General features: G+C 40.5%; 11 protein-coding genes. 6 read left to right on the top strand and 5 right to left on the bottom strand.

Annotated features, from left to right (window positions below):
- Positions 1-93 precede the first annotated feature (93 nt).
- The gene (locus C7972_RS17820) at positions 94-1,653 is read left to right on the top strand and encodes a DEAD/DEAH box helicase (RefSeq protein WP_110357525.1); all 1,560 of its coding nucleotides are present in this window, start codon (positions 94-96) and stop codon (positions 1,651-1,653) included.
- A 118-nt stretch (positions 1,654-1,771) separates the two neighbouring features.
- Here the strand turns inward: C7972_RS17820 and C7972_RS17815 are convergent, their stop codons facing one another.
- Positions 1,772-3,244 (bottom strand): c-type cytochrome, encoded by a 1,473-nt coding sequence (locus C7972_RS17815; protein ID WP_181422930.1) that lies wholly within the window; start codon positions 3,242-3,244, stop codon positions 1,772-1,774.
- A gap of 134 nt (positions 3,245-3,378) precedes the next feature.
- A complete protein-coding gene (locus C7972_RS17810; RefSeq protein WP_110357523.1) occupies positions 3,379-4,089 on the bottom strand; it encodes a pirin family protein in 711 nt (236 codons plus the stop codon).
- A gap of 244 nt (positions 4,090-4,333) precedes the next feature.
- Here C7972_RS17810 and C7972_RS17805 point away from each other — a divergent pair, with 244 nt between their 5' ends.
- The 3 genes from C7972_RS17805 to C7972_RS17795 all read left to right on the top strand — a co-directional run bounded on the left by C7972_RS17805 (position 4,334) and on the right by C7972_RS17795 (position 7,749).
- Positions 4,334-4,894 carry a LemA family protein gene (locus tag C7972_RS17805; protein WP_110357522.1) on the top strand — a complete coding sequence of 187 codons (561 nt, stop codon included), beginning with the start codon at positions 4,334-4,336 and terminating at the stop codon, positions 4,892-4,894.
- Entirely contained in the window at positions 4,894-6,591 is a 1,698-nt protein-coding gene (locus C7972_RS17800) for a DUF2207 domain-containing protein (protein WP_110357521.1), read from the top strand. The genes C7972_RS17805 and C7972_RS17800 overlap by 1 nt, the downstream gene beginning before the upstream one ends.
- Before the next feature lie 219 nt (positions 6,592-6,810).
- Positions 6,811-7,749, top strand: a complete 939-nt coding sequence (locus C7972_RS17795) for an EamA family transporter (protein WP_110357520.1) — start codon at positions 6,811-6,813, stop codon at positions 7,747-7,749.
- Between the two features lie 131 nt (positions 7,750-7,880).
- Here the strand turns inward: C7972_RS17795 and C7972_RS24215 are convergent, their stop codons facing one another.
- On the bottom strand, positions 7,881-8,012 hold the full coding sequence (locus C7972_RS24215; protein WP_258364888.1) for a hypothetical protein: 132 nt from the start codon (positions 8,010-8,012) through the stop codon (positions 7,881-7,883).
- Between the two features lie 669 nt (positions 8,013-8,681).
- On the opposite strand from C7972_RS24215, the gene C7972_RS17790 reads away from it, so the two are divergent.
- Positions 8,682-9,101: an OsmC family protein gene (locus C7972_RS17790; RefSeq protein WP_110357519.1), complete on the top strand. Its 420-nt coding sequence runs from the start codon at positions 8,682-8,684 to the stop codon at positions 9,099-9,101.
- A 115-nt stretch (positions 9,102-9,216) separates the two neighbouring features.
- Here C7972_RS17790 and C7972_RS17785 read toward each other — a convergent pair whose 3' ends face one another.
- On the bottom strand, positions 9,217-12,075 hold the full coding sequence (locus C7972_RS17785) for a TonB-dependent receptor domain-containing protein (RefSeq protein WP_110357518.1): 2,859 nt from the start codon (positions 12,073-12,075) through the stop codon (positions 9,217-9,219).
- Positions 12,076-12,763: 688 nt separating this feature from the next.
- Between C7972_RS17785 and C7972_RS17775 the strand changes: the two genes are divergently transcribed.
- Positions 12,764-13,219 carry a cold-shock protein gene (locus C7972_RS17775; protein WP_085498044.1) on the top strand — a complete coding sequence of 152 codons (456 nt, stop codon included), beginning with the start codon at positions 12,764-12,766 and terminating at the stop codon, positions 13,217-13,219.
- Between the two features lie 228 nt (positions 13,220-13,447).
- On the opposite strand, the gene C7972_RS17770 is transcribed toward C7972_RS17775, so the two are convergent.
- Positions 13,448-13,575: transposase (locus tag C7972_RS17770; protein WP_146216268.1), on the bottom strand; the 128-nt coding region annotated here is incomplete at its 5' end.

Raw genomic sequence — 13,575 nt, 5'->3', positions numbered from 1 at the left:
AATGAAATAAAATAAAATTATTCCCTAAATTTTCCAAAAATATTCGTTAAACACCCAACAAAGGGCTTAGTTTTGCAGTCCAAAAAAGAGATTATGTCGGAGACTTTGATTGCCAATGCTATTGTAGAAAGAAAAACGGATAAGGAGCTGTACAGCTATCAAAAAGGAGCTATAGATCAAATTTTTGATAAATTCGAAACCGCTCCGGATGATTATCATCTTTTGTATCAATTGCCTACTGGCGGTGGTAAAACGGTTATTTTTTCGGAAATCGTGAGGCAATACCTCAAGCACCATAATAAGAAGGTGCTGATCATGACCCACCGTATAGAGCTTTGCAAACAAACGTCTACCATGTTGACCAGTTTTGGGGTTACCAACAAAGTGGTGGATAGTAAAGCCAACTTGGACGACCAGGAAGAATATAGTTGTTTTGTGGCCATGGTGGAGACCTTGAACAACCGGTTACAAGACGATAAACTGGATATTTCCGATGTTGGATTGGTAATTATTGATGAGGCGCACTACAACTCCTTTACAAAATTGTTCAAGTTTTTTGAGAATTCCTTTGTCTTGGGGGTTACCGCAACGCCTTTGAGCTCCAATAAGGATTTGCCCATGAAAGACAACTATGATGAATTGATCGTAGGGGAAACCATTGAAGCGCTTATTGAAAACGAATTTTTGGCCAGAGCCGATTTCTACTCCTACAATATGGGACTAACCTCTTTGGAGGTTGGGTCCAATGGAGATTACACCGTTAAATCCTCAGAAGACCTTTATAACAACAGCCAAATGCTCAGTAAGCTGTTGGAGGCTTATGAGAAACATTCCAAAGGAAAAAAGACCTTGATTTTTAATAATGGAATAAATACTTCCCTGCATGTTTACGAGACCTTTAGGGCAGCGGGATATCCTATTGCCCATTTGGATAATACTGCTACCAAAAAACAGCGTAAAACCATTTTAAAGTGGTTTAGCATGACACCTAACGCCATTTTGACCTCCGTAAGTATTTTGACCACAGGGTTTGATGAACCTACCATAGATACCATTATTTTGAACCGGGCCACCAAATCCTTAACCCTGTACTATCAGATGATAGGTAGGGGTTCAAGAATTTTGAACAATAAATCCTCCTTCTCGGTAATTGACCTGGGTAACAATTTCCATCGCTTTGGTCCATGGGGAGCGGATTTGGACTGGCAGACCATATTTAAGTCGCCCAATTTTTATGCAGAGCGACTTTTGAGTGATGAGGAGTTGGAAAGCAATTTCAAATGGGAGATGCCCGAAGATTTGCGTGCGGAATTTGCCAAATCCGAGGATGTTTATTTCGATATAAAGGAAACCTATGTGGATTCCATTAAAAATGGGGAGACGTCAAAGGTGGTATTGGAGCGATCTATTGCACAACATGCCAGAATATGCGTGGAAAACAGTGAGGATGTTTATGATGCCCTTGCGCTCGCCAAGATGTTGGGTCCGGATATAGATGATAGAATTCAGCGTTATGCCAAGTGCATTAGCAAAAGCACTTACAACTTTCTTAAGTGGCTAACAGATGATTATCACAAAAAATTAAGCACACATTTGCGCCAAAACTTCGATACTATTTACGAAGATATTCATGGCAGGCCACCGGAGGAATAAGGCTGGCCGTGCTCATTGGACACTGGAAAACATCCGTATATACGCTAGTTGGTTCTTCTAAATGAAAGAGGGATAAAGTTGTTGTATTGATTTAAATCGGTAGCTATAAAATGTTGAATTACAGCGTTTTTAGATATTCTATTAGTGCAGACCTTTCTAAATTGGTCAATTGGTCGCCAAAGATGTGGCCAGAATTTCCATATCCCTTTAAGGTGGTATCGTAGGTGTTCTCGTCAACTTTGGTCTGTTCGCTGGAATAGATCCAACCCACTTTTGATTGATCGTAATCGGTATTGTCAAAAGACCTGCTCCATCTCGTGGGTCTGTTCTTGCTGTTCAAGACGTCTTCCAGGGTAGGTACCGATCCATTATGGAAGTATGGGGCAGTAGCCCATATGCCATCCAGAGGTGGAGCAATATAGCCGCCTTCTGCCTTTATTTCCAGGCTATTGTCATTGGTGCCAAACCATCCCGTGTTGAACCAATCCATAAAATAATCGTTCATGGGAGAAGATTGTGTGTAATGGTTGGATAATTCCGGATCGGTTCCAACCGACTTTAAGGTTACGAGTAAATTAGGATAGGTTGGGTTGTCCCCATAGGTACCGTGACAGGTTGCGCAAGTATTTTCAAACAGTTGTTTGCCCTGCTGCGCTAAATCCGAATCTATGGGAAATGGATACTCAGGAGCTTCCAAAGTCTGTATGTAGGCCAATACATCTACCATTTTAGTGTCTATTTCAACCGCCTTGGTTGCATCCCCCAGGGTTAGAAGGCTGGAGCCTATAAACGACTTGCAATAATCAAGTCGGCCTATGGCGTGGTAAAACATGGCATTCTTTTTCTTTAACAGCCACCATGCGGGCACATCTGAAGGGATCACCTCATCCGGTATTTCCACGAATGGTGTGTCTGCCCAATCCAATGTGTTTTTATCCCGATGTGCTATCAATACCTGGGTAATTTTATCGGCGGGATTGGCACCTTTGGTTTCTGTAATTGTCTTGGGGCCAATGGCCATTATGCTTTTCCTGAATTGTTCGTATGCCTTCCATTCCGGACTCTCCTCCCCACCGTATAATGCTCTTATACCTGAATTCAACAAGGTTATATTGCTAGCCCTGTTTACTGTAAAATCGGCATCATGACTCCCAAGCCCAATTATAAATTGGTTGTTTATGGTAGAGGCGTGGCATGCCATACAATTGGGCGCAACCACCCTTGTTCCGTTATCAGCGGTTATTGCTGTGTAATCGTAGGGCAGGTTTGCGTTGTCTCCCGTTCTATTGAGACGGTTATCGGGACTTACATCGCTCCCCAATAGAAAGGCGTCATAGGGAATTCCGGAACTCATATAATCGCCTGAAATTAAATATTCGTATCCAGCTGCGGCATCCCCGGTTCTTTGCGGGTTGTTGGGGAGCGGGCTACTTTCAATAATAGGTTCTTGCACACCGGGCTCTTCAGTCGGTTGATCTGCCGGTTGTTCCTTGATTACAATATCCAAAAGTTCCTCCTTGCCCTCTTTGGAACATGACAAGGCAATGGGAATAATGGTTGCTACCGCGAACAGGAGTTTGATTTTTTTCAAAATACAGGTTTTGTGCATAGTAAAATTACCCTTAAATTAAGGTAAATGCCCTTGGAAGTGCACTAAATTCGACAAACCACCAACCACTTCGCTAAAAAGCAGAATGTAGTGTATTGGTTGGTGGGGTTTGGCCGTTATGCCAATGGAACTTCCATTAATAATATCTTGCTGGCTGCTTTGGCGGTAAGGTTAATATGGTCCGTATCCCACAAACCCATGGCGTCACGTCTCTGTAGTATTTGGTCTTCAATAGTTATTTCCCCTTCCAGTACAAATAAATACAATCCATTAGCGGGATTGTTTAAAGTATAAGTTGAAGTGATTTCTGCATCAAAATCCCCCATGGAAAACCAAGCATCCTGATGTATCCAGACTCCTTGATCTGTTTTTTCGGGTGAAAGAATTTGGTAAAAGGAATTTTTTGTGGCCAGATCACGGGTAGAAATCTGGTCGTATCTAGGAGTTACATTTTGTGTTTTTGGAAATACCCAAATCTGCAGAAATTTAACTTCTTCATTTTTGTTTTTGTTATACTCGCTATGAAAAACACCGGTTCCTGCGCTCATCACCTGAACATCACCTTCTTTGATAACGGTGGTATTGCCCATACTATCCTTATGTTCCAAATCCCCTTTCAAGGGAATGGAAATGATTTCCATGTTCTTGTGAGGATGTTGCCCGAAGCCCTGCCCGCCAGAGACAGTATCATCGTTTAGAACCCTGAGAACCCCAAAGTTCATTCGCTCCGGGTTGTGATAATTGGCAAAACTAAAGCTGTGGTATGAATTTAACCAACCGTGATCGGCATGTCCTCTGCTGTCTGCTTTATGTAGTATAGTTTTCATGATATCTTTTTTTTGTTTCCTCAAAATTAAGATTCCTATGGCTTATGCACATTGACCTATGATAAGTAATTCTTACATCCTGCAGTTATTTTCGAGATAAGCTTCCTTCTCCCGGCAAGGAAACAATAAAGTTTTTTAATTTAAATTTTTCCATGTTTCCCCTAATTTGATAAATGGCCTATTGAATGAACAAAAAAATAAAGTAACTTAGTGAACCATATTTGTAACATCTAAAAACCGGACCATGATTACATTAATTATTTTTTTGGGAATCCTAGCTTTGATAGCCTTGTTCTTAGTAAATATTTTCAATCGCTTTGCCACACTTAGAAACCTGGTCAAGGATGCTTGGAGCAACATAGATGTAGCTTTAAAAAGAAGGTACGATCTAATACCAAATTTGGTGGAGACCGTAAAAGGATATGCCAAACATGAAAAATCGACCTTAGAGGCTGTAATAAATGCCAGAAATGCTGCTATGGCAGTCCCTTCCGGGGATATCAATGCCCAAATTAAGGCAGAGAATCAACTTCAACAAAGTTTGAGAAGTATATTTGCCTTAGGGGAAGCCTACCCAGATCTTAAGGCCAACGCCAATTATTTGGATCTGCAACAAAAGTTAAACGAAATTGAAGAAAATCTGGAACGCGCCAGAAGGTACTATAATGGTTCAGTGCGGGAAAATAATACTTATGGGGAAAGTGTACCAGGGGTATTGGTGGCCAGTTTATTTAAATATCAACATTTCGATTATTTTGAAGCGGAGGAGGCTAGTAGAGCGAATGTAAAAGTAGATTTCTCTTAATGAAAAATACCTATTGTTTATTTTTATTTCTTGTAACCATCCACACGGGCTGGGCCCAGGATTTTACGGTTAAAAATTACGCTGTCGACATCACGGTTCATAAGGAAGGTTATTTTGATGTGGTTGAAAACTACGATCTTAACTTTGAAATTCCCAAACATGGAATTTATAGGACTATCCAAACAAAATATGACCTTGTCGACTCCAAGGGTAACCAATCTACCCGAAAGATTAAGATTGGTAAGATAAAGGTTCCCGATTACAAATTTGAAGCGCCATTCGATTTTGTACAAAAGATGCAGGACCATTTGGAAATCAAAATTGGGGATAAGGATATTACCCTGGTTGGTCCCCAGCATTACGAAATTAAATATCGGGTCCATAATGCCTTTCTTTTTGAGGATACGCAAATCCGGTTTTATTGGAACATCAAACCAGAGGATTGGTTGGCCAATTTTCACCAAGTCAGTTTTACCATTAGGCTTCCGGACAATATATTTCCCAGCAAAGAAAACAGCTTTGTGTACGCAGGGGAGAGGGGTACTTCTACAACTTCAGCGGACATGCAATTATATTTTACGGATAATGAATTTTCCGGAACAAGCAAGGCGGGTTTTGTATCCCACCCCGGAGAGAGTGTTACGGTATTGATGAATCTTCCGTTAGGTTCAGTTGTAAAGGAAAAGCCCTTTTGGCCTTTTTGGGATAATTATGGCTGGGTGTCCCTGATCGGGATAATGCTTTTTGCCTTTTTTAGGGTATGGTGGAAATTTGGCAAGGACCAACGTGTCATTGCTGCCACCAGTTATTTTCCGCCTGACGGTTTGGATCCTGCCATGGTTGGGTTTTTAATCAACGATAAGGATGACAATGCCGATTTGATAGCCTTAATACCCTATTGGGGGTCAAAAGGGTATATAAGACTGGAAGAAATTCCCAAAAAGGGCCTTTTTGGATCAAAGGACACCAAAATTATTCGGCTGCAATCCTTGCCAATGGATTCCCCTACCTATGAATTGGAAATATTCAAGGGCCTGTTTGGTGACAATGCCAATGTGGTTGGTACCGAAGTACTTGTAAGTAGTTTAAAGGATACCTTTTATACCAAAATGATAAAGGCGCGCAGCCAGTTAAAGGAAAGTGCACAGCCCTATTACGAAGCGGAGTCCAAAAAAATGCAGGGCATTATGTATGTGGCTTTGATAGTTTTGGCGATCGGACTTACCTTGGTAGGTTTGTTCCTCTGGGGGCCTTTGGCAGCAGTGGCCATCGTAGTTGTCTGTGTGATACTTATTTTTGTCAATCGATTTATGGTAAAAAAGAATGCGAAGGGCAATGAGTTACTTTCCGAATTAAAGGGATTTAAAAAATTTATTAAGGTAGCGGAGGAAAACAGATTAAAGATGCTTTTGAAGGAGGACCCGCATTATTTTGAGAATACCCTGGGGTACGCACTGGCCTTTGGTTTGTTTGATCAATGGGCCAAAAAGTTTCGCAATCTAAATATACCCCCCCCTAACTGGTATACCTCTACTTCAAGTAGTAGTTTTACAATGAATCAGTTTTCCAAATCCTTTTCCAAGACCATGTCAAGCACAAAATCGAATATGGTAAGTTCCCCTTCCAGCAGTGGAAGCTCTAGTGGTGGCGGTTCTTCTGGCGGTGGTTTTGGCGGTGGCGGTGGCGGTAGCTGGTAAACAGGAGGGTTAGCGATGTATACGGCCACAATTTAAAGCAGTAGGCCTGTTCTTTGCCTATTGTTTTAGCCAACTACATAAGTGCCTAAACTTTTAGGATTGGAACTTGGGGAGACCAGGGACGGTATTAGTGGATTATTGCCATAATATGGCATCCTGGATGGGCATAATTAATAAAAGTTATACTTACTTTTGTGGTTCATTGGAAAAGCTATTTTTATGTCCAAATCCCAAAATACACTTCTAATAGTACTCGCTTTTTTTGCCATATATGTTATTTGGGGCTCTACTTACCTAATGAATAAGATCGCTGTACATGAATTACCTCCCTTTATGTTGGCTTCTGTGCGGTTTTCGGTGGCTGGAATTTTAATTTTTTTACTGTGTAAGATTATGGGGATTCCAATGACCATCACTAAAAGGCAATTATTAAATTCCATTGTTGCAGGCTTTTTATTCCTTGCTTTTGGGAATGGTTTTGTTGTATGGGCACTGAAATACGTAGACAGCGGTTTTGCAGCTTTGGAAATAGCGGCACAACCTCTGGTAATTTTATTGTTAATGCGGATACTGGAAGGAAAAAAGATTCAGACCATGTCTGTGGTAGGGGTTATTATTGGCATTTTGGGGATCTATTTATTGGTGAGCCAAAACCAAATTATAAGTCAAGAGAACTCGGTATTGGGGATGGTCATGATATTTTGCTGTATGGTTAGTTGGGCATATGGCAGTTTGTTTGTGGCCAAGGCGGATCTACCCAAGAATTATTTTGTCAATACAGGATTTCAAATGTTTACAGCGGGAATCATTCTAATGGTGGGAAGCTTGCTTATTGGGGAAACTTGGACCCTTCCTACAACTTGGAGTAGTCCGGTACAATATTCTATGCTGTTTCTTATAATTCTGGGCAGTATAGTTGCCTTTACCGCGTTCAACTATCTATTAAAAGTGGTATCACCCGAAAAGGTAGCGACTTCCACCTATGTAAACCCGATAATAGCACTTTTACTGGGTTGGTTTTTCTTGGATGAACAGATAACTACCCAGTCCACCATTGCTGCTATAGTGCTTCTGACCGGGGTCTATTTTATCAATACCAGAAAAAAATTGGTCTTGTTTTCTAGATTTTCAAGTCGGTTTTCGCCCAAAGAGGATTAGGGCCGTTTTAATTGTACCACCTTACTCTTGGGTAAAGCTAAAGGGGTAGGATGAACTGATATAAAAAAAAGCAGGTGATACCACATCAACTGCTCTTAATTATAGAACCTTTTCACTGTGAACAATGGTAATTAATTTAAATAGATTCTGCGCTCGGCCCAACGGTTTTTCTTGATACTTTTAAAATTTACCATTAGGATACTTTCCCCGGTCAACTGAAAGTTAGTTGATTCTGATTGTGATTTATGGATGAATGATTTCATGATTATTGTTTTAAGGTTTTTTAATTACCTGAAACGCCTTTTGGTATTCCAAATATTGCTTTTAGAGTTTTCAATTGTTTGTTTAACGAAATGCTTATTGACTTTTTCCATGATGTTGATTTTTAATTGATGTTAAATTGTTTTTTTGCGATATGCTAATTGTACCTTCTTTTGTTATTCCAAATTCTACTTTTTGAAGATTCCAATGTTTGTTTTACCAAATGTTTGTTAATTGTTTCCATGATATTCTTTTATGTATGATTAATTGATGTACTACTAGGAGACGATAGATTGATGGAATTGTTACAGTACTATGTATAAAATAGTACCGTTTTAAGCAATATTTAACATTAATACCTTGGATACAGGAGAGAAATTTATTTTAATTAACTGAATATCAGTCATTTGATTATTTTTTTGTTTTAGTGGACCTGAAGAAAAATAGTTCAACTTATGTGGCATGCAAGACACCCTAAGGGAAATGTGTGATTTTTGGTAAATTATAATTAGCTATTTAATATCTTAGAGGTTAATGTGCTTCACCGTTCAACAGTATATGAAGTAGGATTTACCAATATTTAGGGAAGGTCCATTTTGTTGTACAGGGAAGGGGGGGGCATACATGGAAGTGGATTAATAAAAGATTGCAATAACTTAAAATAAGTAGGTATGAAATTCACGAGAAAGGCAAGTGCAAACTGGCAAGGTAGCGGTAAGGATGGTAAGGGTACCTTGACTACGGAAAGTACCATCTTGAAGGATACCCAATATTCCTTTAAGTCACGGTTCGAAGATGGCAAGGGTACCAACCCTGAAGAACTTATTGGAGCGGCCCATGCCGGATGCTTTACCATGCAGCTCAGTTTTTTATTGGGAGAGGCCGGTTTTACGCCGACCAATTTGGATACAGCTGCCAAGGTAAACTTTGAGGATGGGAGTATAACACAGATAACTTTAAGTCTTAGTGGTACGGTACCGGGAATCAAATTGGAACAATTTAAGGAAGTGGCCCAAAAGGCGAAGGAAATTTGTCCTATTTCCAAATTGTTGAAAACAAACATAATCTTGGAGGTGGACCTGCAAGGTTAAGACAATTGGTATTTATGGTCCGAACCATAAATAAATGTTCAAGGTGTAACCATAAAAAGGAAAAGCCACTACATGGTGACTTTTCCTTTTTTTGATGAATGCAAATATTACGGGTTTATTTAAGTGTAAAATTCACTCGAGCAAAAAGGAACCTACCTCCAATGCCAAATTGTTGTGCCCTGCGCGACCAATCGAAACGGCCATCGCTACGATTACCAAATTCGTCCTTGGCCCTGTCCGGATAAATATCCAACAAATTATTGGCTCCAATAGTAAAAGTTAGGGCATCCGTTGCTTTATAGCCTACAGAAAGATCTGTTACCAATTTAGTGCCGAACACCTGTTGGTTGGCCAGCGTTGTGGTTGCTTCGGTTACCTCTCCAAAGTACACATTTCTAAGGAAAATGATAAATTTATCCGAGGTAAGGCTGTTGGAAAGGTTTATTTTGGTCCTTGGTACTGCCTCCTCCAAATAAACCCTGCTATCTTCGGGGAAGTAAGTATCGATCAATCCTGCATTCCTTAGAACATCAGAGGCATTTATGTCCCCTACTTTTTTGGTTTTGGAGAAAGTTCCTGCCAAATCCGATTTTAACCTCCAATTGGCTCCTAAATCGGTCTTGTGGGTGACTACTACATCCAAGCCTTTGGATTCGGTATCAATCGCATTGGCAAAGAAGGAGGCCGCCGTAGCATTCGCCTGTCTTAGCAGGTTGTCCAATTCTGTACCTGTACCAGGTCCAGAAAACTGACCGGTATAGACGACACGATCATTGATTTTTACAAAATATCCATCTACGGTCACGGTAATATTGGCTTCCGGAATTTTGGCGGTAAGCCCCAAACTTACACTTTGGGAGGTTTCCTCCTTCAACTGTGGAATGCCCAATAGTTTGGCGGCCCTGCTATCATTGGCAAAGGTCCCTACTTCCTGTGGGTTACCTTGGTTGTCAAAAATAGTGGAGGTGGAATTAAAGTTGATCTGGTGGAGGGATGGCGCCCTAAAGCCTGTATTCAGAGCTGCACGAATATTTAGATTATCAGTAGCCTTGAATCTTCCTGCCAGTTTAAAATTGATGGTACCTCCAAAGTCGCTGTAATTTTCATATCGGGTAGCGAAACTGGCCAAAAACGCTTCTGAAAAATCGGCCTCTACATCAAAATAGCCGGCTACACTGCTTCTTCCCCTAGATAATTCGTTGGACGGAGCAAAACCTGGAAACACTTGGGAGCCACCAGGCCTGGAAGCGCCAAAGAAATCTTGGGAAGGTTGTTGGGATGCCAAGGTTATACGTTGTCCATTGGCAGTATATTGGGCATAGGACGCCTCTTCCCCTGCAACAATATCATAATTTTCCACCCTATACTCGGCACCAAAGGCAATGTTCAATCCGTACATGACATCCTCAAAAAACTGTGTTATGTCCAAATTGGAGGTGTTTTGAAGAAAAGAGAACCCACCGGCATCAAAAAATGTGGGGGATGCATTTTGCATAGAGGCATTAAAGGTATTTCCGATAGTGTACAAGAATGAATTTTTTCCATAGGTATTGCTCAAATCAACGCTCCAATCTCCTACCATACCTTTGATTCCCAATGATATGGATTGATCTTTGATATTGGAATTGATCTCGGGTAAAAAGCCGTCGATATAGGCAGGAGTATAGGTCCTGCTTTGGTTGGGCAACCTATAAAATCCAGCGGAATTACCTGTCCTGGAACTGATTCCGGCAAAGGAGTATAGGGTTGTTCCTAAATCATCCAAGGGTAAGGAGAAATTGGCAAATAAGCGGCCACCACGCAAGGCGGATTGTCCTACCCGCATATTGTAATCGCTTCTTTGTTGGCCCCTGGCCGCCAATTCCGCAGTGGTTGCATCTGCACTAAGAATAGTTCTTAAATCCTCTTTGGTGTTAGCTCCATTTCGATCAATCCCTGCTTGGTCTGCATACTGGATTACATCGGCTACATCGTCATCCAGAAGATTGGCAATGTCGTATCCATCTGAATTGGCTACTCTTTCAACTGTATTGTACAGATTAAAAATAGAACCTTCCCACTCCTTCATTCGGCTATATTCCTCCCGTACGTCAAAATCTCCGGACAGGTTTATAAATCCACCATTGTCCCCAAGTGGTATTCCGTAACTAGCCGATATGTTGGTTGTTTCTCCATCCACACCCCCGGTTTGGTCATTGGCGTTTTTGGTGAAATTGGCTCCTGTGGTAATGGTAGTAGTGAGTTCATTTACATCTTTGTTCAATATGATATTGATAACTCCGGCTATAGCGTCTGAACCATATTGTGCAGCGGCACCGTCCCGTAACACTTCTATACGTCGTATGGCAGCGGCAGGGATGGCATTCAAATCAGTTCCCACGCTTCCTCTACCAAAGGTACCGTTAACATTGATCAATGAGGAGGTGTGCCTTCTTTTGCCATTAATTAAGACCAAAACTTGATCGGGCCCCAATCCTCTAAGGGATGCCGGATCAATATGGTCTGTTCCGTCCGAAATGGTCTGGGTATTGGAGGTGAAAGATGGTGCCACATAATTTAATATCTGATTCAGATTTACCTGCGGCGCCACATTATTAAGCTCCTTCATGTCTATAACATCTACAGGTACGGTACTTTCAGTGGCCGTTCTATTGGGATTACGCGAACCAACAATAATGACTTCGGACAAGGCGACACCTGAAGTAAGACGTATGTCCATGACGGTATTATTGACCGTTAACTGCAAGGTCTCGAATCCAATATAGGAAACCACTAAAATATCGCCCATGGAAGCCTCAATGGTAAAGTTGCCATCGAAATCCGTAGTTGTACCTGTGGTGGTTCCTTTGATTACAATGGATGCCCCGGGCAACGGAGTACCCTCTTCATCCAAAACTGTTCCTTTTATTTGGGCGTTGGTAATACCTACCATCCCCAAAAGGAAAATCATAGCAATAAGGTAATGCTTTTTCATATGTGAGTATTTTTGAGTTAATATGCTTAGAAGTTAAGCATTTCTGAAACGAATTGTAGGAAAAATTCCCAAAAATTGATGTAATTGCTTAAAAAAGAGGGTTGTATGAAAGGGTGTGTTGAATGAAACGTAGATGTGGTCTTTTAAATGAAAGTACATGGCCCTATTGTGATTGTTGCTTACGATGGTATTTTAAAGAAGAATAATACGGAAGTTGTAATTTCTTGTTTTTATCCCAAAAACCTAAAAATCAGGTCCATTTTTATTTGTGAAACTCAATATTGGGAAGTCGGTAAGACGCACTTAAAATGGCAAGTTGAACTAATCCCGCCTTTTTCGGCGGGATCTAGGATCAATACCTCTACCCTAGGGTCGATTCCCATTATTGGGTTCTGGGCCTGCCTTTGTCGGCAGACAGGCCTGCCTATGTCGGCAGACAGGCTTGCCCTGAGATTTAATACCTTTTATTCAATAGGAATAAAAAATTGGTGGAGGAAATTAAATTATTTGAAATACTAGCCTTATATTTGTTGAAGTTTTAAGAGTTGCGCATTGACCTGTAATCACTATTGCTGCTACTAAATTCTTGGGTAGATAAAATTAGATTCATTTTTCTTTTTCAAACACTCGTTTAGTATTTCAACCGCTGCTCGGACGAGATTTACAATTTTTAACATTAAAAAAAACAATGGCAAAATCGCAACAAACGTATAGTAAAAGTGAAAAGGAAAAGAAGCGTTTAAAAAAACGTGAGGAAAAGCAGAAGAAAAAGGAGGCCCGTAAATTGGAGTCGAAGGAAAATGGACCAGGTATTCAATTTGCTTATGTTGATCATGACGGAAATTTAACGGATACTCCGCCAGATCCCTCCAAAAAAATAAAAATAGATGCTTCTACCATAGAAATTGGGGTGCCTAAAAGGGATGATAGCGATGTTGAGGAATTCGACCCGGTTAGAAATGGCAAAGTATCTTTTTTCGATACTTCCAAGGGATTTGGATTTATTATCGATACTGAAAACCAAGAGAAGTATTTTACCCATGTTAGTGGGCTTATAGATGAGATTGCCGAAAATGACAAGGTTTCCTTTGAACTGGAAAAGGGAATGAAGGGGATGAATGCGGTACGGGTAAAGAAAATCTAGTATTCAATCCAATTGCCACAATGGATTTGGGCTACTTTAGAATTGTATGGATAGTACATATTGATCCAAAACACAGCTGGATTTATGTACTATTTTTTTGTGCCAAATTTCACTGGATAGAGTATGAATAAGGGATCATGACCAATTGTTGTGTTTATCAAAAAGTTAGGAATAATTTGATCAGTCGTGTTTTTTGGGATCAAGTCCAAAACTTGGGTTTTTACCATTTTAAGAATATAATTTAATCAAGCGATATAAGAAGTATTCCGTATTCCTGACTCCCCTAAATTGTGATCTAAAAGCCTTTACTTTGGCATTAAAGGATTCTGCTGAAGCATTTGTACTTCTGTTTAAAA

The sequence above is a fragment of the Arenibacter sp. ARW7G5Y1 genome, assembly GCF_003201775.1.
Taxonomy (GTDB): domain Bacteria; phylum Bacteroidota; class Bacteroidia; order Flavobacteriales; family Flavobacteriaceae; genus Arenibacter.
Note: the sequence above shows the minus strand (reverse complement) of the source record. Positions and strands in the feature narration are given on the sequence as shown.